We start from the raw sequence: 26,618 nt of genomic DNA on the forward strand, positions 1-26,618 counted from the left end.
AACACGCTCAGATGGGGTAAGATGGTGATGGCTCATTGGTTCGATCTTCAATTAGGTAATTATTCATGAAAGATCGAAGTATAGCCGATGAGCCTTTATTCGTAAACCCACCGGTGTTGCATTTCATTTTTGAATTGGCGCTGCATTAAAAAATAGTAATTTTTTTGTCATTTCGCTGAATTAAGTCAAAAAAAAATATTTTTGATAAATTTCAGGTGTTATTATGTCAGAATTCAACACAAAAAGCAACATATTTAATAAGATTGTCGTACCTGTTATCGTTACGATATTAGTCGGTGGAACGTCTCCCTGGTGGTGGCAAGAAATTTTTGCTAAGGGAAATCTAGAATCTAAAAATAACGACGTAACAGAGACAGACTCAAATACTTCAACGGCTGAAATATCTCATCCTAATTCTATCGTTTTAGACGATCGCTTTTTAGGAAACTGGTCGAGCGAAGGCGATATCCGAGCCTCTCACATCTTAGAACTGGAAATCGAAACTGTTAGCAATGGCGAATTGTCGGGCATTTTAAGGTCGAGAAATATAGAATCGGGCGGTTATTCTGGCGTAATGAGTATTATCGGCGAACCGAAAAGCGACGCGATCGCCGTCGAAATTTTTGACGGACGAGGGTTTGAAGTGGGCGAAGCGGAGTTAAGTTTAGAAGACGAAACCTTGACCTGGCGGTTGAATCGAAGTCAAGGAATTAGCGAGGAAACTTTACCCAGTTTGTCCTATTTATGGAAATACGAATGAAGGTGCGATCGCCGCGATCGATATTGTAAATTTCAAATTGAAGCCTTACCCATGAGCGAAACATTTCGGGACTATCTCAAAAAAATCGGCAGCGGTCCCCATACCGGAAAACACCTCACCCGAGAAGAAGCTGCATCAGCCTTGGAAATGATGCTGAAAGAAACGGCAACCCCCGCCCAAATTGGGGCGTTTCTCATTGCCCATCGGATGCAACGTCCGACGCCAGAAGAATTAGCGGGATTTCTCGATACCTACGACAAAATGGCGGCAGCGTTGCCGAAGGCGGAGTCTCCCGTAACGGTGTTAGGCTGTCCTTACGACGGGCGATCGCGCACGACACCGGTAACACCCATCGTTGCCCTATCGCTGGCGTCGGCAGGATTTTCGGCAATTCTGCACGGGGGCGATCGCATGGCGACGAAATACGGAATGCCAATGGTCGAGGTTTGGCAAGGGTTGGGAGTCGATTGGACGCAACTATCACGCGATCGCGTTCACGAAGTATTTAAAACCACGGGAATCGGCTTCGCCTATCAGCCTCACTGGTTGCCAGAAGCCTGTCGCTTGGCAGAATACCGCGACCAAATCGGCAAACGTCCGCCTGTCGCGACGATGGAGTTGATGTGGAGTCCCTACCACCACCGCCAGCATATCGTCTCGGGATTCGTCCACCCCCCCACGGAAAACCTGTTTCGCGAGACGTTTGCCCTGCGAGGACAACACCTGTTTACCACCGTCAAAGGTTTAGAAGGTAGTTGCGATTTGCCCCGCAGTCGAACGGCGATTATCGGACTGTCTGGAGATCGTTCGATCCCCGAACCCGAACTCTCGTGGCAGCGATTACACGTACATTCCCGCGATTACGGACTCGGCGGACCAGACGTTCCGTTCGAGTCTGAAGAACAGGTGATTCGAGATCTGAAAGCGGTTATCGCTGGGAAAGATACGGAACTGACGAAATCGGCAATTTGGAACGTCGGCTTTTATCTGTGGCGGACGGGAGTTTCCAAAGATTTGTCGGCCGCGATCGAGGCGGCGAAAACCCAAATTTCAAGCGGCAAAATTGCCGAGATGCTGGAACGGTTACGGGAGGAAACTGTCCGTGAACTCGCCATCGATTAGTGCAGTCATTTTAGCAGGGGGACAAAGTCGCCGAATGGGACAGGATAAAGCGATCCTCTGTTGGGATGGCGTTCCCCTGTTGCGGCGAGTGTACGACGTGGCCGCCGACTGTGTAGATTCGGTATATTTGTTGACGCCGTGGGGCGATCGCTATCGCGAGATTCTCCCCGAATCCTGTCGGGTTTTGCCCGAATCGCAACCGGGAAACGGTCCTTTAGTGGCGTTGCTACAGGTGTTAGAACCGATTGCAGAGGAGTGGGTGTGGTTGCTGGGCTGCGATTTGCCTCAGTTAGAGGCGAGGGTGATTCAAACTTGGATCGATCGCCTGCCGGATTTGCCCGAGTCCGTTCTCGCCTGCGTTCCAAAATCTGAGAAAGGTTGGGAACCCCTGTGTGGGTTTTACCGAAAGCAGAGTTCTCTAAGGTTGGCGGAGTTCGCTGCTAGGGGAGGGCGTTCGTTTCAACAGTGGTTGACGGAAATTCCCACCGAGGCGATCGCCGTTGAAGGGGACATCGCAGCCATGTTGCACAACTGCAATCGCCCCGAAGATTTGTAGCGAGTCTCAAACCCAATTACCCTAAAAAAGCAGTTGACGAACGACAGTCATGGGCGAACTTTGGTGTTTGGCGATCGGGGTCGATCGCTGCAACTCTCTCCAACCGCTGCGGTATGCCACGGAAGACGCCCAAGCCTTGCGAGATTGCCTGGTGGACGCGGGAGTCGCGGCGGAAAAACGGGTTTGGCTGATGACGCAGCGATCGCCCGATTCAGAAGACTTTGACAGCTTCCCCAGTCTCGAGAACCTCGATCGCCTCCTCGATCGCCTGGCTTCCCAACCGATACCACCGGGAGACGGACTGTGGGTGTTTTTCAGTGGATACGCCCTCAACCACGCGGGGCGAGATTACTTCATGCTCGCAGATAGCAACCCCGACAAGGTGTCCGAAACGGCACTTTCGGCAAAATTGCTGTTCGATCGCCTCTCTTCCTTCAAGAGCGATCGCGTGGTGGTATTTCTCGACTGCGATCGCCCCACCGCCCCCCATACGGGACAGGACATCGGTTCGGAAATCGCCCAACTTGCCGAAACCACGGGTATTTCTGTCGTCTTTTCCTGTCAACCCCACCAACACAGTCGCGAAACTCGCTATCTCCACCAGGGACTGTTTACTGCCGCCCTTCTCGAAGCCCTGCAACACCACCGCTGTCGGACGTTCGCCCAACTCGAAGACTACCTCAGCCAACGGCTGCCCCAACTGGCCGAACATCACCGCCAACCGCCCCAAACTCCCCGCTTCGTGGTGACATCGCCGGGGCGATCGCTCTTTCCCGAGGGGGAAGTGTCGGACGTTGCAGAGGTTCCCGCTGCACCTCCCACGTCTTCGGAAGAACCGAAAACTTCTCTAGCGGCATTGTGGCAACTGATGCTAACTTTGGCGGTAATTCCGGCGTTGTTGATGGTGGGGGTCGTGTTTTCGCCAGATTCGTCGGACGTTGAGGAGTCTTCGGACGTTGAGGCATCTTCCGAACCCCCCGTTAACGACACTCGCCAACTCCTCGAAACGGCAAAAGCGGCGATCGATCCCACCCAAGCGTCTTCCTACTGGCGGGCGATCGACACCCTCAAACAAGTTCCACCTACGGCGACGGGATATCCTCAAGTTCGCGAACAGATCGACGTTTGGAGTTGGGAAATCTTGAAACTTGCCCGAACGCGGGCGGAAAATGGCAATCTCGACGGGGCGATCGCAACCGCCCGTTTAGTTCCTCCCGAGACGGCGGCCTACGAAACCGCCCAGGTGGAGATGAGGAGATGGGGCGATGCGAGGTGACGTGAGGTGAGGTAGCGTCAGTTCGGATTAAGCCAAAAAGCTAAACCTCTTAATCCAGTAAAAGCTTGGACAAATTAGCGACAAAATTGTGCCTCGCTGGAATTCGCAATAGACCAATTTATTGTGAATATTTTCAAGAGCTGAACTTATTGACAGGGCAGCAATGCGCTCTAGATCGAGGAAAAACAGTATATCAGCGCTTTCAGCGATTTCTTATCCCGAACTCAAGTTATGGTACATTACACAGGTGTGGGTAAACTGACTAACGAAAATCAAATTAGTGAGTTTGACTCACATTAACAATCGAATTCAGCTTTTGGACGTTCGCCGAACGTCCGAACGGTTTGGGAATCGCCGTCCCTTCGACTTGGCTCAGGGCAAGCCTCCCAGGGCGGTGAGGATGTCAAAAGATGTCACCCTGTACCAGCCTCGACAACTTACTAGAATCTGACTGGACTCTAAGGAAGTTTTCTGGCTTGTGTATAGCTTTGGAAGGAGTGCAATATGCGCCAGTTAAGGTTTGTGTTGGGTCAGTTTGCTTCCGTTTCCTCTCGAGCTGTTCTAATAGCAGCCCTGGTTTCAGGGAGTACCTTGGCAGGTTTACCAGTCTTAGCCCAGGAAGCTGAGGAACAAGAAGCTGCTCCCGTCGTCGTGGAATCAACCGTTGTTGGCGATGTCGATCCCGAAAAAGCCTCGACCACTCAGAATTTAACCATTCCCCTCGACGAGTTGAAACTCCTAGCCCGACCTTTAACGCTCGAAGAGTTGCAAGTTGAAGCTGCGGCCTGGTTTTTCCTGCTCAAGGAAAAAGTCATGGAAATCAGCAGCGTTGAAGTGGCGATCAAGCGCGAGAATCAGGCGATTCAAGATCGCCGGGATGCTGCTGCCGCAGTTGAAACCGCCAAAGCTAAACTCACCGAAGCAGAAGTCGCTTTGGAAGAGGCAACAGAAGGGACACCGGAATATGAAACTGCCACCCAGCAGTTTGAAGAGGCTAAAGCGGCTTTAAATGAAGCCGAGCAAAAAGTCCAGGAAATTTTAAAGTCCCAAGAAGAATCAGAAGAGGACGAAGGCATTAAAGAAGCCGTCCAGGAGGCGGAAAAGGAAGAAGAGATTACCAGAGCTCGTAACATTCTCGAGGAAGCCAGAAAGGAGCGAGAAGATCTGACGGCCGGTTCTGATGCTTACAATGCTGCGACCGAACAGATCGATATATTGGATGCAGCCCTCGTCGATCTCGAGTCCGCTAAGGAAGATCTCGAAGGAGCGATTCCCGACTCGCCTGAATTTCAGGAAGTCTCTCAACAGGTCGAGGAAGCACGGACTCGGGCAATCCAAGCGGCAGAAGCACTGACCGATGCCGGGCTAGCCCCTGAAGAAGCCCAACCTGAAACGTCAGTTGAGTCTGAAGAAGCCGAACAAGCACTCGAGCAAGTTGCCAGCGACCTCGACCAAACTCAGGAACAGGCGACAACTGATGCGGGTGAAGAAACTGATGCGGGTGAAGACGCAGGTGAAGCGGCCGAGAAACTCGAAGGGGTTGATGAAATCCTTACAGAAGTAGCCGAAGCCGAAGCCGATCTTAAGAACCAACTCGTTGCCAACGTTACAGAATTGCAAGGGGAGCAAACGGCCCTCACCGATCGCTTCAAAGTCGTTCTCGACGCTCTTGAAGCCAAAGGTGGCGATGCAACATCTTACCGGAAGTATATTGAAGCAGTCAGTGTTATCGAACTCGATCTCGAAGATACTGAAGGCTTGGGTGTTCGCCTTGTCAGTTGGCTCCAATCGGAAGAAGGAGGCTTGCGTTGGGCCATCAATATAGCAAGGTTTATCGGTATTTTGCTCGCTTCCTGGATCGCCGCTGAGGTTCTATCTAGGATTGTCAATCGCACGCTGTCTAACATTGGGGGAACCTCTGCTCTGTTCCGCGAATTTGTGGTTATGGTGACTCATCGAGGGACTTTGGTAATTGGTACTCTTTTGGCGCTCACGTCCCTCGGTCTCAGCTTGGGGCCGCTCCTTGCCGTTGTGGGTGGCGCGAGTTTCGTTCTTGCCTTTGCCCTACAAACGAACTTGGGCAACTTTGCCAGTGGCTTAATGCTGATGGTCAACAAGCCCTTTGACGTAGGTGATGAGGTCAAAATAGCAGGCTACTGGGCTCATGTTGTTTCGATTACACTCTCCAACACCAAAATCAAAGACTTTAATGGCAATATCATTACTTTACCCAACAATACGGTTTGGGGTGGAGATATTATCAACTACACCCATTCAGACAAGCGACGATTAGGATTTAATATTTATGTTAGTTTTGACCAGGATATTGACCAAATTCAAGACATTTGGTTTGAAATCGCGAAGTCTCATCCTCAAGTACTAGAAACACCCGGACCGACTATTTTTCCGTGGAGTTCCAGTTATGAAGGGCGCATTGGTGTTGGCTTAAAAGCCTGGAGCGAAACTGGCTCTTACTGGAGCATTTACGTCGATTTGCTTAAGCTTTTACAAAAGCGTTTCCAGGAAGCCGGGATTGAGTTGGCTGTGCCAGCACATGGGATTCGTTTCATTGATGGTTCGCCGAAAGCTTCTCTGCCACTCGCAATCGATCGTGAAAAAGATATAGAATCACCTAATGAATGATGTGAATTTTGAGAAAGTGTGATTGTGTTGGGCTAGAATTACTCGAGCAAAATTGTGACTCATGATTCAGACTGTTGATTCAGACTGTTTCATTGATGAAGGTTCCTTTCGCTTATAAGTATGGGAGAGTCGTTCAGTAGATTCTTAAAAGTCTAATTCTATTAAAATTCATTAAGAAAATCTGGAAGCGGATAGAAAATACCTTAGTTTCATCTTAAAATTGGCTTGGAAGTAGCGAGGGTTCGATCGAAAGAACTTAAAATTCTATCTTATAAAGTCGCATATAACGGTTTGCGAAATTATGCGATACATCTCGATCGATGTGTAACAAGGCTTTTATAATTTTGCACATCACTCTTGACTTCCAAAAACACTATATTGCTTCAATTACTTTACCTATCCCGATCGGTGATGACTGAAAAAATTGTCTATCCAGTAGATAACATAAACTTAGAAAGTCGGACTGGAATTTCAGCAAAAACGCCCTTTAGTGAAACAATGTGTGAAAGTATTGATATTCATCAATACAAAAGTTTACTAGATATTGGGTGTGGTAGCGGTATTATTGGTATTTACAGCCTTTTGAATCAAATGCCTTTTGTCTATTTTAATGATATTCAAGCGAATTGCATTCAGTTAACCAAATACAACCTTCAGCAACAGAGCATCCCCAAAAATAAATATGAATTTATTGAAGGCTCGTTTGAATCTATCGATCTATCTAAATACTCTATTGATTTGATTACGTTCAATCCTCCCCAACTTTCCACTGATTGGGTAAGTATGAATATTTTTAAAGAAGACAGTGAGAAAATTTTCAGAAATGGGGGTAAAACTGGAAAAAAAGTTATCAACAACTTTTTTCAATGGTTCTCAAAACAGCCAATAAATAACATAACGATTCAAATTGGTATTTCCTCTTTGTTAAAGATTGATTCTTTTTTGGAAACCACAGAAAAAGAATTTAATTTGTCTGGAATTAAAAAATACAGAAAAAAAGTGCCGCTTCGTAAATTCTTGTATCCTATGGTAAAAAAAATGTCAGAAAAAGAACAAAACGAAAGGGAGATTACAATAATTGATAATGTTTTTTATAAAAATATTCATATTTTGCAATTCAAGAATAAATCTCAAGCAAAGCTAAACGAATAAAGCTATTGTGTATTTAAACGACATATCACCTAAAATTTAATACACAACCCTGTATCCCAATACTCAATTACCTCTTGCCTGTTGTCTGTTGCCTTGTTAAAATGCATTTGAGCTTATTACAAATGAATTTTTTGATAAAAGCATGAGTGAGACAAAACCTGCTAAATTTAGTCAACTTATTGGCAATACTCCCTTAGTTGATTTAGGAAATTTCGTGAACAAAAATTCAGCAAAGTTGTATGCGAAATGCGAATTCCTAAATCCTGGATGTAGTATGAAAGATCGTATCGCAGAATATATTCTCGATCGCATGCAAATGACAGGCAAAATAAAAAAAGGGGATACCATTGTTTGTGCTTCGAGTGGAAATACAGGATGTAGCTTTGCCCTGTTAGGGAGTATTAAGGGTTATTCTATTATTGTTGTTACCTCTAAAAAATGTAGTACTGAAAAGCAAAACCATATTCGTGCTTTAAAGGCAAAGCTAATAGTTGTGGACGATCGCTCTAATTATATGGAGTATGCTCAAAGATTAGCTGAAGAGAATGGTTACTTCGCAGTCGATCAATATAACAATCCTTATAATCCAGAAACGTATTATAAAACTCTAGGCCCTGAAATATGGAAACAAACGAATGGAAAAATCACCTATTTTGTAATGACTGGTTCTACATTTGGCTGTATTACTGGTACAGCCAAATTTCTCAAAGAAAAAAATCCAAAAATTAAAGTAATTTTAGCCGATCCTTTACATTCCAATATTTACGATTATTATTATAACGGTTATAAAAAAAACAACGATAATTACTATGTCAATGAAAACAAGTCGTATATCATCGAAGGTGCGGGAAAATATAAACCTACAAAATGCTTGGATTTCTCTATCATCGATCGGGTTGTAAAAATATCAGATCGAGACGCGATTCTTTGTTGTCATGAATTGCTACAAAAAGAAGGATTATTGGTGGGTGGAAGCAGTGGATTGAATGTATTTGCTGCAAAAATTACTGCTGAGCGACTTACTCCAAATGATGTCGTTGTTACTATACTTTGTGATAGTGGAATTAAATATTTATCTAAAATCTACGATCGCGAATTTTTAAATCAAAATAATATTAACTTATAGTCAGTAAAAAGATGCATCTCAAAAATGTAAATTTATCAGATACAGAGTTCTCGATTTAGTTGCTGTTGGGTTTCGGCTTCGCTCAACTTAACCTACTCCAGACATATTTTTTCAAAGGTAAGATGCACCTGAGTAAAATTATAAATACAATGTATAACATCAAAAAACTCTACGGATTTCAACAAGGTCAGGAATTTTTTCAACTGGAACTTGAAGACGGACAAACAAAAATAATCAACATTTGGGACTATACTACATTATATCAATACCCTAAATTATATGAAAAATTAATTGTCGAACAATTAGAATGTAATGTTTATTCAGCCCTTGAGACATTATTATCACAAGTCAAGAATATCGATCGATGGCGAATACTAGATATTGCTTGTGGTAGTGGACTCATGGGTAAATATTTAAAAAAACAAAGTTCAATTGAAATTGAGTTATTAGTTGGTATAGACATTTTACCGGCAGCACTTACAGCATTAAAGCGAGATAATCCCCATATTTACGATCGGACTTATCTGGTCGGACAATACAATAGCGATCGACTAAAAAAATGTGAATTTAATTGTATAATTTTCAGCGCAGCTGCTAATCACTTGGATATTCAGGATTACCAGGATTATCTTAATCTATTATCAAATCATGCTTATATTTTGTTCAATTTAACTAATCATATTCAAGACGAACGTAGAGTTAAAATTTTACGGTGGATGAATGAAAATTTTGAATTATGTTGTAATATGGTATACACTCATCGAAAATTAATGAATGACTCAACCGTAGAGCATGAAGTTTTTCTTTATCAAAAGTAGAAGTGATTGATTCAGAAATATTCATCAAGTGGTTTAAACCCAAAATTTTCAAGTAGTAATAAGGAACGTCAGTTTGGGTTAAGCCAAAAAGCTAAATCTCTTATCCAGTAAAGGCTTCAAAAAATTAGCAACGAGATTGTACCTCACTGGAATTCGCAATAGATAAGTTTGTTGTGAATATTTTGGCTCTTCCGAAGTTAATATGCAAGAAATCGCTGAAACCCTTACAGAGCAATAGTTTTTGCTAAACTGTATAAAAAGAGAACTCAAATCGCGAAATCCCTTTCCAGATGGAGACTACAGGCATTTACCCTATATACCAAGGTCGGAAGAGCCAATATTTTCAAGAGCTGAATTGATTGACAGGGTGGTAATGCAATCTAAATCGAGGAAAAACAGTATATCAGCACTTTCCGCGATTTCTTATCCCGAACTCAGGTGAGGTAGCGTGTGTGAAGCGACAGTATGGGCTTTCCCGCGTCACGCACCGCCTCCACAGGTGACCCGCAGAAGAAAATGAGGACAATTCACCGCTCGATCGCAATGTGAAAGTCCATCTCCGACTGTAACGGTTTTTCTCCTGCCAGGGGAGAGGTCACGGGAACCACACCGCCTTCAACGGGGGCGGCGTAACTCGGATAAACACTCGCTGCGAGGCTAACGTGTCCGTCAGCTACCGTTAACCCATGAGTCGGATCGTAACCGCGCCACCCCGCACCGGGCAAGTACACTTCCACCCAAGCGTGTAAATCCCGTTCTTTCGCCTCGAGATCGCCCTCCTGGTAGCCGCTAACGAACCTCGCCGCCAATCCGACGACCCGACAGACGGCTACGAACAACACTGCAAAATCGCGACAGGAACCCTCCCGTTGCTTCCAAGTGATGCTGGGCGATCGCGGATCGCCTTCAGGACGAACGATATATTGACAGTTACGATAAATTTCTTGGTTGAGTTGGTGGAGGAAATCGATCGGGTTTCCACGAACGCGATAAACGATATCTTCGGCGAGTTCGGTGGCGACGGGATCTCCAGTTGTCGGAAGGATTCCCACGGGGTTTAGGTAGGATAAAAGTTGCGATCGCAGGGAACTTGGATAGTCAAAAGGAAGCTGCATCGCCCACGGTTCGAGTAGATAGAGAAATGGGTTCGGTTGCAGGGTTTCGACTTCGGCGGTGGAGAAAATTTGTAATTTTTCTGTAGGGCGATCGAACCAGAGTTTAACGGTTGCGTTTCCGTCTAGATCGACGATTTGCGATCGTCCGACGGGATCGGGAGAGACATCGAGTTGATAGTCGTGGAGTTTCTGCCAGCCATCGCATCGCGGCCGCAATCTCACGAGATGGGGTTTTAAAAAAACGGGTTGGTTGTAACGATAGGTCGTATTGTGGTGGATTTTAAAAAATGTCATTGTATCGATATTTAATAATAGTTTGCAGTTTTTAAAATTGCTTTTTGTTTGTTTTTTTGTTTAATATAAAAGCGACCTTTGCGATCGCCCCTACAACTCTCGCTGTTCTTATTTTCTGTCTCTTTTACTTTAACTCACCATCACTTGCGTCATCGTTTGAGTCTCTCGAGCCAGATCCCCGGCATCTCCAAGATGCCGGGGATCTCCGACAACCATTTACCGATCTAGGATTTTGCGGCCAACCCTTTAATACGGCGATCTCTTTTCTAACAAGGGTTTCAGGACTTTTCTGCACCACTAAGCTCGATGTCCTTATTTTCTGTCTCTTTTCCTTCAACTCACCATCACTTGCGTCATGGTTTGAGTATCTTCAGACTCTGAAGGTTCAGACGAAACGGGATAGTTACTAAAGAACGTTTCTGAAATCTTCGCATCGACATCGTTCATTTCGCTTTGAAGGCGATCGAGAAATTGGTGTAATCCCACTTCAAAGACATCTTCAATTGTTGTATAGCCCAACTTCGAGCAAAGTTTGCCTAAGGCCCGTTCTGCACTATTGCACCAACTACCTTTTGAGGTTCCTGTAATTTGATGTAGACAGCGTTCGGTTTCTTGCAAACAGAAATTAATCGATCGCGGAAATTCACGGTTGAGAATCAAAAATTCGGCTACCCCAGAGGGAACGATGCGATGTTGCGCTTTTCGATACATTTCGTAAGCACTGGTAGACTTGAGAAGTGCGATCCATTGAATGCGATCGAGCGGACTTCCCACCCATTTCGCCGACGGTAGCAAGATAAAATACTTCACGTCTAAGATGCGATCGGTTTTGTCGGCTCGTTCGAGCAACCGTCCCATTTGTCCGAAATGCCACCCTTCGTTATGGCTCATCGTAGCATCCATAACTCCCGCGAAGCGGTGACTGGCAAACTTGACGTGAAAAAATAATTTATGAAAAATATTATGAGAGTTTTGTTCGGATGCCTCTTTCACTAAATGATAAAACGTGTTGACCTCTTCCCACATTTCCGAAGAGATAATTTCTCGGATCGATCGCGCATTTTCTCGCGCTGCGTGCAAACACGATAAAATCGAATTCGGATAGTCCAAGTCGAACGTCAGAAAATGAATCACATTGTCCGCTGTCGCCTCACCGTAGCGTTCTTCAAACAAGGCTAAATCTCCCGTGGTAATCACCAGCGGACGCCACTGTTGCGTCACCCCCGACGGCAAATCTAACATTAAATTGAGATTGACATCGACAAACCTAGCGACATTTTCCGCCCGTTCGATATAACGATTGAGCCAGTAAATTGAATCTGCAACGCGACTCAGCATAAGTCAAATTTCCTTAGCGATAGATAGCACAGCCAAAAAATACGATCCGTTTAAAACAGCACTTAAGCCCCCCATTTCCCGAAACTCTCAACGATCGATCGTCAATTATCAAGAATCGACTAGCACCCACGTATCCTTACTGCCTCCTCCCTGAGAAGAATTGACCACTAACGATCCTTCTTTGAGAGCAACCCGTGTCAAACCCCCCGGTTGAACGTAAATATCGTCGCCGCGATGGAGAATGTAGGGACGTAAATCCACATGACGGCCGGCTACTTCGTTATTTTCAACTAACGTAGGAACCCGAGACAGACAAATGGTCGGTTGAGCGATATAGTTGCGAGGATTGGCGAGAATTTTTTCGGCGAACGACTCTCGTTCTTCGGGGGTCGATTGGGTTCCGACTAACATTCCGTAACCCCCCGCTTCGTTTGCCGATTTCACCACCAGCGTTTCGAGGTTTTGTAACACGTGTTCGCGGTCTTTGTCTCGCCAACAGAGATAGGTGGGAACGTTGGGTAAAATGGGGTCTTCGTCCAAGTAGTAGCGAATCATTTCGGGAACGAAGGCGTACACCACTTTATCGTCGGCGACACCCGTTCCGGGGGCGTTGGCGAGGGCGACTCGACCGGCCCGGTACACCTCCATCAAGCCGGGAACCCCAAGTAGGGAATCGGGGCGAAATTCTTTCGGGTCGAGAAAGTTGTCGTCGAGGCGACGGTAAATGACATCGACGCGACGGGGGCCTTTGGTGGTTCGCATTTGTAAGTAACCGTCGAGAACCACTAAATCGCGGCCTTCGACGAGTTCGACCCCCATTTGTTGGGCGAGGAACGAATGTTCGTAGTAAGCGGAGTTGTAAATTCCGGGGGTGAGGACGACCACGTTAGGCTGGGCCAGTTGCGGCGGAGCCAAGCCGAGGAGGGTTTCGAGGAGGTGGCTGGGATAGTCATCGACCGGTTGGACGGCGAGGGTTTGAAACACGCCGGGAAACGCACTTTTCATAACGCGGCGGTTTTCCAAGACGTAGGAAATGCCACTCGGAACCCGCAGGTTATCTTCGAGAACGTACCATTGACCGTCGCGATCGCGCACGAGATCGGTTCCGGTAATATGACACCAGACCCCCGTGGGCGGTTGCAGACCGAGGCAGGGTTTGAGGAAACCGGGGGCTGATTGGATGATGTGTTCGGGAACGATACCGTCTTTAACGATTTTCCGATCGTTATAAATATCGTTTAAAAAGAGGTTTAGGGCAGCAATTCGCTGTTTTAGACCTCCTTCGAGGTATTGCCAATCTCGAGCGGAAACGAGACGGGGAATAATATCGAACGGAAAGACTTTCTCGATACCGCGATCGTCGCTGTAGACGTTGAAGGTGACGCCGAGTTTGAACAGGGCGATTTGGGCAGCTTCTTGGTATCGCTGCAATTCTCCCGGTTCGAGATGTTGCATCAAATCGATCGACCGCTTGGCAAACGGACGGGGTTTTCCGACATCTTCAAAAAGTTCGTCGAAAAAATTTTCGGGATCGTAGCCGTCTAACTTCACCAACTGCGCTCCTCTGCCTGACTCTTTTATCTAGGATTGAATTAACGAGCGCCTGAGACTGTATCTGTGGTTACAGTTTTCCAGAGTTTAAGGTTTTGTTGAGACGAGGGGTGTGCGATCGCCCGTTCTCGACGGTTGCACGTTTCGAGTCTCGGAGGTGACGACGTGCGATCGTTACCGTAGCCCGATCGCGATCGCCAATTTAACGTTGAATTCGCAATTTTAAATCTCCGCCGCTCTAGAGTGCTTAACTCTTTTTTATCGAGTGGAGACTATCCTCAGTCGCTCGATATTTGGCAATATTTCAGTCTTAGAGCTGTCGAACGCGATCGAGATATCTCGTTTCTGGCGTTCCCAAACGATCTAAATTCAGCTATATTTTGACAGTTCGATTTTATTTTAGCGATTGCAAATCGAGCGATGCGATCGCCGTTAAATTATAAAAGCTGACGAACGGCGTCGATTAATTCGTTAGGATGAAACGGTTTCGAGATATAGGCATCTGCGCCGACTTTCATACCCCAATAGCGATCGAACTCTTCTCCTTTACACGAACACATAATGACGGGAATGTGTTTCGTGCGAGGATGTCCTTTCATCTTGCGACACACATCGTATCCGTTGGGATTGGGCATAATGATATCGAGAACGACCAAATCGGGCTGATGAGTTTTTAAATATTTCAGCGCTTCTATTCCGCTTTTCGCTTGCACCACCTGCATACCTTGGTTTTTCAGGAGGTTGGCTATCATTTCCCGTTGGGGTGTACTGTCCTCAACGATTAAAATCGTACTCATGGCTGGTGTCCGTCGCAGTAGAATCGCGTCGAGATAACCCCTTCGCGTGTATCGAGACGTAATTACGTTATCCTTATCGTGCTGCCTCGCGGCTGTGACGAGCGTTCTCGCAAACACTCTAACTCAAGACTAACAGCCCCGTGCCGATTCGTGGATGCTCCGCCGTCGTCCTAAAAATCGAAATAGATATAGGGCAAACTGTTCTCAGGGGCAAACAGCCACACCGCATACAGACAAACGGGAACGAGCATCATCTTGACAGGCCAGTTCAGTTGAACCTTCAAGCCGCGATCGAACAGATACGCGATTCCCATCGCTACAAAGATCGCTCCGAAAATCCAGCTTAACTGTTCGGGCATTAACCCGATCGTTTCTATATATACCTTTTGAACGAACTGCGCGTCGCGTTCGTGATTCCACAGGTGGCGTACCACCCAACCCGACGCGTTCAAGTCGGGAAGGCGGAAGAAAATCCACGAGAAAAAGACCAATCCTTGAGTCAGCAGCCAACCTAAGACGATACCGGGAAAACTACGCCACGCCGAAGCCAGCCAACTTTGCCGCTGCGAGAGGGTATCTGTCAGGCGATGCGCCACTAACGCGCCACCGTGAAGCGCTCCCCACACGACGAATCCAGCGGGATTGGTTCCCGCCGTTGCACCGCCGTGCCAAATCCCTGCAATCAGCATCACCACCATGAGGTTGAAGCAAGTTCTCGCCAATCCGCGACGAGAGCCGCCGAGGGGGAAATACAGGTAGTTTCGCAGCCAACTGCCGAGGGTCATGTGCCACCGTCGCCAAAAGTCGGCGATACTCGTCGTTAAATAGGGAAAATTGAAGTTTTGAGGCAGGTTCCACCCCAGTAACAGGGCGCTTCCCCGAGCCATATCGACGTAACCGCTAAAGTCTAAATACAGTTGCAATCCGTAGGCGATCGTGGCTAATTGTAAGTCGGTACTTCCAGCGCGTTGGACGTTTTCAAAACACAAATTGACGAATATTGCGATATTGTCGGCCAGGAGTCCTTTTTTAATGGCTCCACTGGCAATCAGCCACAGTCCGTCTGTAACCTGCTCGACTCGCAAGGGATGTTGTGATTTCCACTGTTCGTTCCACTCGTGAAAGCGGGTAATCGGCCCGGAAATCAGTTTGGGAAAGAAGAATTTATAGGAAGAAAATTCGAGAACGCTATGACTGGCAGGCGCTCCGCGATACACGTCGATGAGATAGGCGATACATTCAAAGGAGAAAAAGCTCAATCCTAACGGTGCGATGAGATAGGGATCGAGCCATCCTAGAATTTTTTGCGATTCGGCTGCGGATTCCGGAGACGGCAGGGCAAAGGGGGCGTATTTAAACCCCAGCAGCATTAAAACGTTAAAGATGATGCCTCCGGTGAGAATCCAGCCTCGCCGCTGTTGCCAATCTTGCTCTTTGTCTTGCCAGTTTTGGTTGGAGAGTTGCCAGTCTTTCCCGTGGGGTTTGGGAACGGTGTTTTCGCCGAGATACCGTCCGATCGCAAAGTTCGCCAGGACACTCAATACCAGCAACGGCAGCGATTGCAGTTGAATCGAAGCGTAGAACACCAGGCTGGCGACGAGGATTAATCCCAGTCGAAACGGGCGATTGGCCACGCTCCAATACAGTAAGACTATACCAAGTAGAAACAAGCCGTAAAGAATCGAAACAAAGGTCATCTTTTTTCGGAAATTAGGTCTAAATTGAGAGATTCAGTCGATGCTTTTTGTTTTTTGGAATGATTTTAAAACGGTTTAAGAAATCGATCGCCTTTGGATTTTGAAATTTTAAAAGCATAATTTTTTAGTATTTTATGATATTTTTAAATATATAGTTTTTTGTTTTAATGTGATTCAAAATGTGTTATTTTTTTGAATAATTACCTTAAAAATTTCATCTACTCGAAAGGGTTTCTCTCTAGATCCCCGGCATCTCCAAGATGCCGGGGATCTGATGCGGTGTCGCTCCGTTCAAAACAAATTGAAAATTCGTTCTATTTTGCTTCGCTTCGTTATTTTTCCGAATCTTTTCCCCAAAACTGAACCAGTTTCGCCAAAAAAGAGGTCGGGTCGAGCGAAAGCTAAACTCAACCTACAGAGTATCATCAAGCTTCAGAATTTGGGACTACTGACTGAAGAATTGCGCCTCGAGGGTTTGACGGATGCGCGATCGCGTGTCTTCTAAGTGAGCGCGGGTGTAGGTATCGACATCGTCATCGTGACGGCGTAACACGGCGGCGATCTCTTCGTCGAGTTGCTGTAACTCATAGCGAGCCAAGGTTCGGGCGTCTTCAGGAACCTCGCTGCGTCCGAGTGCCATATCGATGGCCAAATTCAAATACTCCCGCTGGAGCGATCGCCGCACGCTCGAAATATTCGTGGGAACGCGCCGACCCTGTAGCACCTCCGTCCAAATTCCCTGATGGAGCGTCTCGAACAGTTCTGGAAGCGTCAGGGCTTCTCCCGGTTCGGTTTTTAACTCCAAATCCCGCAGGCGCGTCAACCGTTCCCCCGAGAGTAGCGATCGCAACACGATCCGCTGAAACCCGAAAATGCGATCGTGAATCGGGTAGTCCAACCGAGACGTCGGCGGCGTACTCCCCCAGTGATACCAGCGAGAGGGCGCGAGTTGATTGAGGAAATCCGGCGGAAACTCAAAGGCATCTGGCGCAAACACGTACTGTTGCAGGGCGTCCAAACTGGCCCGCTGCTCTGCCACCGCGATCGGCTCGAACAGCGGGCTAGCGAAATCGCCCACCCGAGAGCGATCGAAGGACTGTCCGCCGATATACTTCAACAGCACTCGCGCTTGACGAAAATAAAACTGCATGACGAAATCGAAGCGAACCCGTAGCGCGTCGTAATCGTCTTCGTTCGTCGGCGGATTGCGATCGAGCTGTTCCCACATTTGTCGCGCCAGTTCCATCTGAGACTGGGCGTGGGCGAGCATATCGCCGCTGAGATCGAACCAATTCACCGCCGGATCGATTTCCGACCACAAATCCTCGTCCGTGCCGTAAGCTAACTCCTGTTGCGGGGCGCGATCGGCGATCGCCTCCAACCTCTGCCGCACCTCTACCGGCGTCCGCCCCTCGGTGGGAGTATATCCGTACTCGATCGCCCATTCATCGTAAGGTCCGATGCGCGTCGGGAAAAAGTCACCCTGCTCGGCTTCAGACAGCGCGATGTTCGGTGGGAGATAATCCATCACCGACCCGCTCAACCCCTGAGTTTGCGAAATGTCTCGATCGTTGAGTTCGTCGAACCCCAACAGCGTACTCCCGTGAAAATTATGCCGCAACCCCAGCGTATGCCCGACCTCGTGCGCCACCAAATAGCGCAGGTACTGACTGACGTATTTTTCCATCTGAGGATCGCCCGGTAACACGCCCTGTACCAACGACAGAGCCATCGCCCCCACCTGAAACTGACGGGTACACTCGCGACAGCTACAGCCGAGACGATGACCGCGAAAGCGCGATCGCAACTGTTCTAAAGGCGAAGTCGAGGCGGCCGAGGCGCACTCGCTTTCGGGAGAACATCCCGGCAAATCTACATAAAGCCGCTGTGCGTCCGCATCGATCAACGTGTCGTACTCTCGCGACAGATAGCGAACCACATTGGCGTTAATCAAAATATCAGCATCGAGGATTTCCCCCGTCAGAGGATTGACGCGCGAAGGGCCGATCCCCACGAAGCCCGAGCGAAACGAAGCCGACCAGCGAATTACGTTGTAGCGCACGTCTGCCGGATCCCAGGTGGCGTCGTCGGGCATTTGGCGCACTTCGATCGCGCCCCGAAACCCCGCTCGCTCGAAGGCGCGGTTCCACAGCAGTACCCCCTCGCGGATGGCCGCGCGATATTCCTCGGGAACCGTATTTTCGATCCAAAATACGATCGGTTCGACGGGGGGCGACAAGGCAGCAGTGGGATCTTGTTTTTCTAAGTGCCAGCGTTGCACGTAGCGCACGAAGGGATCGCTACTGGTGAGGTCGGAGACGTTGCGGTAGGCCGTGACGAAATAGCCCACGCGGTTGTCTGCTAAGCGGGGGCGATAGTTGGAATTTTCCGGCAGTTCCGACAAACTGTAACGCACGCCCAAGGACATCGCCCGTTCGTCGGGAACGCTTTCAAACAATCCCAGGGGTTGACCCGAAAAGCTCAGCATCGCCTCGAGTTCGATATTTTCGGGAAAGCCGCGCGCTTGGGAGACGTAAGAGCGATCGCTCTCGAAGCTGTAAGCCAGGGTTCCTAACTCCGCGCTCAACCCCGACAGATCGCCGTCGACCAACAGCTCTTGTAAATCGACTAACACGCTATTTCGCTCGGGGTGCGTCGCCACGACCGACAGCGAGTACAAGACCGACTCGCTAAACGATCGCTCCACGGCGGCGGTTTGGGGATCGCCGGGACGGGTGCGAAAGTGGGTGTTGGGAACTACCACCAACACGCGATCGTTTTGACGGCGCAGGTATAGAGGAACGTCGTACAGGGGAAGCCCTTCGAGAAACCCCAATTCTCCCAATCCCTGAGACAGCGTCATCACCAACAGGTGCAGGCGATCGAATTGAGACGGTTGAATTTCTAAGTACAGTTCTCCCGTCTCGTCGTTGGCGTACAGGTCGAACAACCCCTTGATGTGGCGCGTGTCTTGCACCACGTCGCTAAAAGACGGGGAGCTGTCCCCAGACGACGAGGAAGAGGGCGAGGTCGCGTTTTCAGCTTTCTTGGACAGAGACGAATTTAAGGGAGGCCGGCGTTTGCGAGCTGCAACGCCAGCAGTATTCGTCGAGGGGGCGTGGAAAGACCGCGCTTTCGTATCGGAAACGGTCGAGACGGGGGCGCGATTCTCCGCCCATCCGGGTTGTGTCCAAAGTGCAGACCCCAGCAACAGGAAACAGAGACCCAACGGGCGTCTTGTGTGCATCGTGACGAGAAACTCTTATCTTAAAAGACGAAGGGAAGCCGATCGAGTCGAATTCGATCCCAGCTTAGCGCGTCAGTCGCGGTCCTCGCCGCTCCAAGGCACCATCGGACTCTGCGCCAAACGGTGCGATACGGCAGCGGCACCGAAACGGTTTAAGTGGCTCGGATCGGAGAAATACTCGTTTTTCTGCGGCCACAAGCCGGAGAAGTTGCGAAATACGAAACCGTACTGTTGCGAGAGTTCGAGCATTGTTTGGGCGAATTCCCGTTCGTACTGCGATCGCACCGGGTCGAGATAGTCTTCGGTCAGGGGGAGGTTGACGAATACCAACTCGATTTTTTGAGATTGGACGTAGTCCACCAGCGATCGAAACGCCGCCAATTGAATCCCCCGTAGCTCGAAGGCTGCGTAATCAGCATCGTACGTCCCAGAAACTCGGGGATGTTGTAAGTAGTATCCGGTGGGGTCGAACCGTTGGCGGAACGAGACGAAGCCGTTGAAATGGAGCAGGGGATCGTCTTGGGGAACGTCGGCGGTCTCCGGGGCGACTTCAGTGGGTTCGGGATAGGGCGGTAACGGCATTTCGGGATCGATCGCCGCTCGAAAATAGGTTTTGACGGTGTTCCGTTTGGGATAGGCGGCCGAATACTGAGAAAACAGGTCGTTGAGATTATCGTCGAGAACCTGATAGCGATCGCCGACGATCTCGAACAGGGGGCGATCGGGGAGTGCGTTCTCCGTTTCCGTAGTGCTTTCGATGGGACGGAACCCTCGGGTGAGTTCCCGATATCCCGGCGATCGCACGATGGCGTTATAGGTGACGTCTTCCCGGCCGCTGTTGAACGCGCGAGCGCCGTCAGCCCAGATAATTAGCGGTGGGAGGAGATCGCTCGTCAGCACCTCGGAGATCGCAAAATTCACCACCTGCGCCGTCGCCCCATTGATGCTCAAATTAAAAGTTCGTACCCCCGGATAGCCCTGTTCGGCCAGCGCCTGCTGTAAGACCTCGGGATCGATGCCTCGCAGGGCGCGAGACGATCCCACCACTAGCACGTCGGGAACGCCGAACTCTTCGATATAAGCCTTATACAGCGCCAGTTGTCGATCCATCTGTTCGCTGTTGAAGGTAGGAAACTCCACCTCGGGAACGGGAACGATCGCCGCGTCTCCCGAAGCAGATGCTTTTACGACCGTGGCGGCGTTCGTCGGAGCCGTAAAGCCCGACGCGTCGAAAATCCCAGGGCGATCGACGGGGGCTTCGGGAAGTTCTGGCACTTCGATGGCGTACTCTCGAGGTGGAGAGTCTGCGGTTTCGACGGACGGGGGCGCCATTGCTGCCCGTTCCCGCTGTTCGAGGATTTCGCTCGTTATCCAGTCCGCTTGAACCGTTAACAACAGTCCCAGCAGCGCCCAAACTGCGGCGGCTTTGGCGTGGGTATCCGGTCGGCGAGACGGGTCGGCGGCCGCTTCCGGGAGCGGTTGTCGGGGACGGAACAAGGGAGTCGCACATAACAGCGTCGTCAACGCGCGATCGACTGACGGTCGAGGTTCGGGGGTTTTCTGGGGTTCGGAAACTGTCGGCTCGCTGGGGCGATCGGCGTCTACCGCCGAAAACTCGGGAACTTCTGTCGTTTCTGGGGAACGGGGGCTGAAATCGACGCCGTATTTCCAGCGAGGATTGCGCTGGCCGCTGCGGCGGCCGTAGACCCGCACGCCTGCGAGGTTCGACAGTTGGGACTGACGCAGGAATTTCTCGACGAGCGGTCCGACGCGGTCTTGACTCGGACAGGTCAGTCCTTCGCTCATCACGTGCAGTAAATCCTCTTTGCGGCGAATTTGCACCCGCACGCCGCCAGTCGCCAGTTTTTCGTTTAAATCGGGATTCAGCAGCCGTTCGAGAACGAAAGTCAGCGCGGTCAGACTTCCGCCTCGGGCGAGTTCTAACGCCGTCGGGACGAGGTCGGGGCGCGTTTTGGCCGGTAAGTCTAACCACGTCACCCAACAGGGGGCTTTCGGTTCGGGAAAGCTGGCTTCGTAAGGCGTATCGACGCCGTAGACCGTGACGCCTTGGAGTCCGCGCGGTGCGAGGCGTTCGAGGACGGTTTCGAGTTTGGCGATCGCCTCGGCCTGAGTCGGGAACGGGCGATCGCCGCGAACGGTCGCGTCGGGGATCGGACTACAGACTAGGTGTAAGGTGTATTCTTTTTGAACGGCGGAGATTTGTACGCCCAACGGGGCGATTTCGCGATTGAGGCGATAGGCGATCGCGGCCACGTCTCCCCATCGCGCCCAGGCTTCGACCGTGCGATCGGGGGGCGTCAGATCGACGCGCAACATCCACTCGGGGCGGGTTTCGCCACTGACTTGACCGAGCAGAACGGCGTCGCGAAATCCCTGAAGGTTCGAGTTTCGCAGGCGACAGGCGATGGGACGAGCCAGTAACGTGGGATCGGGAGCGTAAGCGGCTTCGCAGGCTACCCACAGCCGCCGCGCGTCCGTTCCAGCGAGGGGTTCGATTTTTTTGACGGCGATCCACGCATCGGTGGCGATGTCACTGAGGGCGCGATCGATTTCGGCGGTCAGGTTTTCTGGGCGATGGTTTTCTGGCTTCGACTGAGGTGCGATCGCGTCCGAGTCGGCCTCGTCAGAGCGTGGGGGTGCGGGGCGCACGGTAAAACGTACCGTCCAATCTGGAGTCTCGAAAGGAGGGGCTTGGGCCGCCGGGGCGTCGAGAACGCGACCGTATAGACATACGCGCGCGATCGGCGGTACGTTCGCCGGTAATGGATAATCTTGGTGAATGGCTTGAGAAAACCGAGCCATCACTCGAGGGGCGTCGGGACAAGCACTTCCCCAACACCAGACCTCGAGGTCGGAGCCGATCGCTCGGGCGACGAGACGGACTTCGGGAATTCCGAGGGCGGCGTGCGCCCATTCGTTGAGATCGATGGTTGTCCCCGCGCGTGGGGCGTTGCCTGCGTTGAGTACCACCTGCTGCGTCCTGAAATGACTGCCAATCGAAACGGTGCGACGATGTCGATTCCCATCAAAGGTTGTTTCGAGCGATCGCACGTGCTGGCCATATTTTGGCATATTGAGAGAACTCTGTTCTGCTTCACGAGCGACTCGATCCCGATCTCGACCGACTCGAACATAGCGGTTGGCGTGACTTTCCTAAGACCCGAACGGCATTTTATAGTGAAATCGAGATAGCACTCTAAGACCACTTTCGACCGTCTCGAGTCGCGTTTTGGAATCGCTTGGGATTCGAGATCGCCCCAGAGTTTGTATTTGTCTCTGTGCTTCTCGAGCGTTTTTAACTCTCTAATCCTCGAACGCTTATCGAAACCCTCGACCTCGACATTTTAACTCGACCCGTCGATCGCACAATTCAATCCTAAACTCCAAAGAGGAAATACTAATGGAACCTACCCCAACCACTTCGACCCCTCGCCCTTCCCTTTCTCCCGTTTCGATCGCCTTGGGCGTCGCTACCGCTCCAATTTTAACCGCCGTTTGGACGTCCCGAACCGTTCTGGCTGCCCTCGTCGAACTCGGAGAAACGAGCGAAGAACTCTTTCGCGGCGATCGCCTTCCCATGTTGTTTTACAACGACGACGAGGAGATGGGGAGATGAGGAGATGAGGGGTTGGTGCGTGACGCGGGAACACTACATTGACCTGACTTCAACGACATTTTCCAGCCCCGTCACACACCTTTGTCTGTGGGTGGTGAACATTGGCGGTGCGTGACGATTTATAGGTCTAAAGGATTTACACTCTATGTTTCAAGTCACGCACCCTACGTCTGTCTCCCCCGTTCCCCGTTCCCTCTTCCCTCTTCCCTCTTCCCCGTTCCCTGTTCCCCGTTCCCTGTTCCCCGAACAAACGTTTCAAGGACTACAGACGAGGGCGCAAATTTATTGGAAAATGAACTGTTTTCGAGGAAAACTCCGCCCTCAACCCGGCCACGGGTTCAGAAGCGACAGTTTATCCCATAGTGTTGCAATAGATATCAGACACGATCGCTATCAAGCGTACACTAATAGCAGCTTTGCACGATCGCTCTATATATATTTCGATCGATCCGAAAATCTTCACTGAGTCCAAATGAGTCCAACACTTGAGAGAACCGATCGCCAATTTAACGTCTCCTCCACTTCAGACGTTCGACTGCGCCACCGTCTCAAAGTCGTCGAAGATTTGTGGGAGTCCGTTTTGCGCCAGGAATGCGGTCAGCAGATGGTCGATCTCCTGCGCGAACTCAACCCCATGCAATCGGAAGAGGGACAAGCTCCGGATTTAAAGGATTCTCCCGTTGTTTCCAAAATCGAACAGCTCGATCTCAACGACGCCATTCGCGCAGCACGAGGCTTCGCGTTGTACTTCCAACTGATTAACATCGTCGAACAGCACTACGAACAACGAGACCAACAAAAAGCTAACGTCAGTAACAACCTCACCTTTACCGAAGAAACCATCTCTCGCATCGAAACCCCCGAAGAACTCGGAGACGGAGCCGCCAACGATCCCCAGGTTCCCGGTGGGGTACGGCCGGAAAAAGGAACCTTCGGCTCGCTGTTTCCCAAACTGCGACAGCTCAACGTTCCGCCGCAACTGATTCAAAAACTGCTCGACCAACTCGATATCCGTTTGGTGTTCACCGCGCACCCGACGGAAATCGTGCGTCGCACCATTCGCGGGAAACAACGCCGCATCGCCAAAATTTTACGTCAGCTCGATCGCGTCGAAGACGGACTGCGATCGGTCGGGATGATCTCCTCCCTCGAAGCCGAAGCCCTCGAAAACCAACTCATGGAGGAAATTCGGCTGTGGTGGCGCACCGACGAACTGCACCAGTTCAAACCCACCGTTCTCGACGAAGTCGAATATACCCTGCACTATTTCCGCGAAGTTCTCTTCGATGCAGCTCCCCAACTTTACCAACGCATCAAACGCACCCTCAAAGCGTCGTTTCCCTACCTCGAGCCGCCGAGTTACAACTTTTGTAAGTTCGGGTCTTGGGTCGGTGCAGATCGCGATGGGAACCCTTCGGTCACGCCTCGCGTCACCTGGCAAACTGCCTGTTACCAGCGCAATCTAGTACTCGAAAAGTACATCAGCGCCCTCGACAACCTCACTGAGTCGTTGAGTTTGTCCCTCCATTGGAGCGAGGTGCTACCGGAACTGCTCGAATCCGTCGAACAAGACCGACTGCAAATGAGCGAGGTCTACGATCGCCACGCCATTCGCTACCGCCAAGAACCCTATCGGCTCAAACTGGCCTACATCAAACAACGGCTCGAAAACACGCGCGATCGCAACCTAAGTCTCTACCACACCGAAAACTGGCGCGTGCAAATTCGCGAAGCAGAAACCCTCCCCATCTACCGTTCGGGATCGGAATTCCTCGCGGAACTGCAACTGATTCAACGAAACTTGGTCGAAACGGGTCTCACCTGTAGCGAACTCGATACCCTCATCTGTCAAGCCGAAATCTACGGGTTCAACTTAGCGCATTTGGACATCCGCCAGGAATCCTCCCGTCACTCAGACACCATCGGCGAACTGGCCGAGTATTTGCAAGTCCTTCCCAAACCCTACGACGACCTCACCGAAGAGGAACGAGTCGAGTGGCTGGTCGGCGAACTGAAAACTCGCCGTCCTTTGATTCCGAGCGAACTGCCCTTTTCTGACATTACCAAAGAAACCATCGAAACCTTCCGCATCGTGCGCCTGTTACAGCAGGAGTTCGGAACGGAACTCTGTCAGACGTACATCATCAGCATGAGCCGCCAAGCCAGCGATCTGCTAGAAGTCTTGTTGCTGGCCAAAGAAGCGGGACTCTACGACCCGGCCACGGGAAGCGGAACGCTGATGGTGGTTCCGCTGTTCGAGACGGTCGAAGACCTCAAACGAGCGCCCAGGGTCATGAAAGACCTGTTCGAGTTACCTCTCTATCGAACCTTGCTCGAAGGCGGTTACGGACGGGAAAGTTCCGGGGAACAACCCCGACGGCGACCCACCGCTCTGCAAGAGGTGATGTTGGGTTATTCCGACAGTAACAAGGATTCGGGATTTCTCAGTAGCAACTGGGAAATTCACAAAGCCCAGAAAGCCCTGCAAGCCGTCGGCGATCCTTACGGGGTCAAACTGCGGATTTTTCACGGTCGCGGCGGGTCGGTCGGACGAGGCGGCGGCCCGGCTTACGAGGCAATTTTGGCTCAACCCGGTCGCACCATCGACGGACGGATTAAAATCACCGAACAGGGGGAAGTCCTGGCCTCGAAGTATTCCCTCCCCGAGTTGGCGATCTATCACTTGGAAACGGTGACGTCGGCGGTGATTCAGTCGAGCTTGTTGGGGTCTGGCTTCGACGATATCGATCCGTGGAACAAAACGATGGAAGAACTGGCCTGGCGATCGCGCCAACACTATCGCTCGCTGATTTATGAGGAACCGGATTTCATCGATTTCTTCATGCAAGTCACGCCGATCGAGGAAATCAGCCAGTTACAAATTTCTTCGCGTCCGGCCCGTCGTCGCAACGGAACGAAAGATATCGGCAGCTTGCGGGCGATTCCTTGGGTGTTTAGCTGGACGCAGAGCCGTTTTCTACTCCCGGCTTGGTACGGTGTGGGGACGGCGTTACACGAGTTTTTCGAGGAGGAACCCCAGGAACATTTGAAACTGCTACGGTATTTCTATTTGAAATGGCCGTTTTTCAAAATGGCCGTGTCGAAGGTGGAAATGACGTTAGCCAAGGTGGACTTGCAAATCGCCGATCATTACGTGCGAGAGTTGAGTCGCCCCGAAGACCGCGATCGCTTCGCGGCGTTGTTCGATCGCATCGCTCAGGAGTACCACCTCACTCGGGAACTGGTACTGACCATTACGGGACACAAACGCCTCCTCGACGGCGATCCGTCCCTCCAGCGATCGGTGCAATTGCGGAACTCGACTATCGTTCCGTTGGGACTGTTACAAGTGTCGCTGCTCAAGCGCCTGCGCCAACACGGGATCAGTTCTACTCCGGGCGTCATTCACTCCCGCTACAGTAAAGGCGAACTCTTGCGAGGGGCTTTGTTGACCCTCAACGGTATCGCGGCGGGAATGCGGAATACGGG

17 protein-coding genes are annotated in these 26,618 nt (G+C 50.3%); 10 read left to right on the forward strand and 7 right to left on the reverse strand.

Features of this window, described 5'->3' with window-relative positions; translation table 11 throughout:
• The first annotated feature begins 223 nt into the window (after window positions 1-223).
• The 8 genes from POG22_RS14925 (at window position 224) to POG22_RS14960 (ending at window position 9,453) form a co-directional block, all read left to right on the forward strand.
• Window positions 224-760 (forward strand): hypothetical protein, encoded by a 537-nt coding sequence (locus tag POG22_RS14925; protein ID WP_498906128.1) that lies wholly within the window; start codon window positions 224-226, stop codon window positions 758-760.
• A gap of 51 nt (window positions 761-811) precedes the next feature.
• Window positions 812-1,882, forward strand: a complete 1,071-nt coding sequence (locus tag POG22_RS14930; RefSeq protein WP_498906129.1) for an anthranilate phosphoribosyltransferase family protein — start codon at window positions 812-814, stop codon at window positions 1,880-1,882.
• Entirely contained in the window at window positions 1,863-2,438 is a 576-nt protein-coding gene (locus tag POG22_RS14935) for a molybdenum cofactor guanylyltransferase (protein WP_498906130.1), read from the forward strand. Before POG22_RS14930 ends, POG22_RS14935 begins: the two co-directional genes overlap by 20 nt.
• Window positions 2,439-2,487: 49 nt before the next feature.
• Window positions 2,488-3,714: a caspase family protein gene (locus POG22_RS14940; protein ID WP_498906131.1), complete on the forward strand. Its 1,227-nt coding sequence runs from the start codon at window positions 2,488-2,490 to the stop codon at window positions 3,712-3,714.
• Between the two features lie 591 nt (window positions 3,715-4,305).
• Complete coding sequence (locus POG22_RS14945; protein WP_498906132.1) at window positions 4,306-6,357, forward strand: mechanosensitive ion channel family protein; 2,052 nt, start codon at window positions 4,306-4,308, stop codon at window positions 6,355-6,357.
• Between the two features lie 411 nt (window positions 6,358-6,768).
• Entirely contained in the window at window positions 6,769-7,509 is a 741-nt protein-coding gene (locus POG22_RS14950) for a methyltransferase (RefSeq protein ID WP_074171058.1), read from the forward strand.
• A gap of 142 nt (window positions 7,510-7,651) precedes the next feature.
• Window positions 7,652-8,635, forward strand: coding sequence for a PLP-dependent cysteine synthase family protein (locus tag POG22_RS14955; protein ID WP_498906134.1), 984 nt, complete (start codon window positions 7,652-7,654; stop codon window positions 8,633-8,635).
• Between the two features lie 149 nt (window positions 8,636-8,784).
• Window positions 8,785-9,453 (forward strand): methyltransferase domain-containing protein, encoded by a 669-nt coding sequence (locus POG22_RS14960; RefSeq protein WP_498906136.1) that lies wholly within the window; start codon window positions 8,785-8,787, stop codon window positions 9,451-9,453.
• Between the two features lie 527 nt (window positions 9,454-9,980).
• Here POG22_RS14960 and POG22_RS14965 read toward each other — a convergent pair.
• The 7 genes from POG22_RS14965 to POG22_RS14995 all read right to left on the reverse strand — a co-directional run bounded on the left by POG22_RS14965 (window position 9,981) and on the right by POG22_RS14995 (window position 22,585).
• The gene (locus POG22_RS14965) at window positions 9,981-10,862 is read right to left on the reverse strand and encodes a transglutaminase family protein (protein ID WP_498906137.1); all 882 of its coding nucleotides are present in this window, start codon (window positions 10,860-10,862) and stop codon (window positions 9,981-9,983) included.
• Window positions 10,863-11,195: 333 nt separating this feature from the next.
• On the reverse strand, window positions 11,196-12,200 hold the full coding sequence (locus POG22_RS14970; RefSeq protein ID WP_498906139.1) for an alpha-E domain-containing protein: 1,005 nt from the start codon (window positions 12,198-12,200) through the stop codon (window positions 11,196-11,198).
• 108 nt (window positions 12,201-12,308) lie between these two features.
• Window positions 12,309-13,751: a circularly permuted type 2 ATP-grasp protein gene (locus POG22_RS14975; RefSeq protein WP_498906141.1), complete on the reverse strand. Its 1,443-nt coding sequence runs from the start codon at window positions 13,749-13,751 to the stop codon at window positions 12,309-12,311.
• A gap of 437 nt (window positions 13,752-14,188) precedes the next feature.
• Entirely contained in the window at window positions 14,189-14,548 is a 360-nt protein-coding gene (locus tag POG22_RS14980; protein ID WP_017660739.1) for a response regulator transcription factor, read from the reverse strand.
• A gap of 170 nt (window positions 14,549-14,718) precedes the next feature.
• A complete protein-coding gene (locus tag POG22_RS14985) occupies window positions 14,719-16,245 on the reverse strand; it encodes an MBOAT family O-acyltransferase (RefSeq protein WP_063719699.1) in 1,527 nt (508 codons plus the stop codon).
• A gap of 445 nt (window positions 16,246-16,690) precedes the next feature.
• The gene (locus POG22_RS14990) at window positions 16,691-19,492 is read right to left on the reverse strand and encodes a zinc-dependent metalloprotease (protein ID WP_498906144.1); all 2,802 of its coding nucleotides are present in this window, start codon (window positions 19,490-19,492) and stop codon (window positions 16,691-16,693) included.
• A gap of 72 nt (window positions 19,493-19,564) precedes the next feature.
• Entirely contained in the window at window positions 19,565-22,585 is a 3,021-nt protein-coding gene (locus POG22_RS14995) for a hypothetical protein (protein ID WP_498906146.1), read from the reverse strand.
• A gap of 328 nt (window positions 22,586-22,913) precedes the next feature.
• Between POG22_RS14995 and POG22_RS15000 the strand changes: the two genes are divergently transcribed.
• Entirely contained in the window at window positions 22,914-23,129 is a 216-nt protein-coding gene (locus POG22_RS15000; RefSeq protein ID WP_017660733.1) for a hypothetical protein, read from the forward strand.
• Window positions 23,130-23,601: 472 nt separating this feature from the next.
• Window positions 23,602-26,618, forward strand: a 3,017-nt coding sequence (gene ppc, locus POG22_RS15005; protein ID WP_063714779.1) for a phosphoenolpyruvate carboxylase, incomplete at its 3' end; no start/stop codon positions are given.

It is taken from the genome of Geitlerinema sp. CS-897 (assembly GCF_028368005.1).
Classification (GTDB): Bacteria; Cyanobacteriota; Cyanobacteriia; order Cyanobacteriales; family Geitlerinemataceae; genus Baaleninema; species Baaleninema simplex.

What these genes read in the sequence shown, in the direction of transcription:
- POG22_RS14925 (WP_498906128.1), top strand. Translation starts at nt 224, where the DNA reads ATGTCAGAATTCAACACAAAAAGCAACATATTTAATAAGATTGTCGTA.
- POG22_RS14930 (WP_498906129.1), top strand. Translation starts at nt 812, where the DNA reads ATGAGCGAAACATTTCGGGACTATCTCAAAAAAATCGGCAGCGGTCCC.
- POG22_RS14940 (WP_498906131.1), top strand. Translation starts at nt 2,488, where the DNA reads ATGGGCGAACTTTGGTGTTTGGCGATCGGGGTCGATCGCTGCAACTCT.
- POG22_RS14950 (WP_074171058.1), top strand. Translation starts at nt 6,769, where the DNA reads ATGACTGAAAAAATTGTCTATCCAGTAGATAACATAAACTTAGAAAGT.
- POG22_RS14955 (WP_498906134.1), top strand. Translation starts at nt 7,652, where the DNA reads ATGAGTGAGACAAAACCTGCTAAATTTAGTCAACTTATTGGCAATACT.
- POG22_RS14960 (WP_498906136.1), top strand. Translation starts at nt 8,785, where the DNA reads ATGTATAACATCAAAAAACTCTACGGATTTCAACAAGGTCAGGAATTT.
- POG22_RS14965 (WP_498906137.1), bottom strand. Translation starts at nt 10,862, where the DNA reads ATGACATTTTTTAAAATCCACCACAATACGACCTATCGTTACAACCAA.
- POG22_RS14970 (WP_498906139.1), bottom strand. Translation starts at nt 12,200, where the DNA reads ATGCTGAGTCGCGTTGCAGATTCAATTTACTGGCTCAATCGTTATATC.
- POG22_RS14980 (WP_017660739.1), bottom strand. Translation starts at nt 14,548, where the DNA reads ATGAGTACGATTTTAATCGTTGAGGACAGTACACCCCAACGGGAAATG.
- POG22_RS14985 (WP_063719699.1), bottom strand. Translation starts at nt 16,245, where the DNA reads ATGACCTTTGTTTCGATTCTTTACGGCTTGTTTCTACTTGGTATAGTC.
- POG22_RS14990 (WP_498906144.1), bottom strand. Translation starts at nt 19,492, where the DNA reads ATGCACACAAGACGCCCGTTGGGTCTCTGTTTCCTGTTGCTGGGGTCT.
- POG22_RS14995 (WP_498906146.1), bottom strand. Translation starts at nt 22,585, where the DNA reads ATGCCAAAATATGGCCAGCACGTGCGATCGCTCGAAACAACCTTTGAT.
- POG22_RS15000 (WP_017660733.1), top strand. Translation starts at nt 22,914, where the DNA reads ATGGAACCTACCCCAACCACTTCGACCCCTCGCCCTTCCCTTTCTCCC.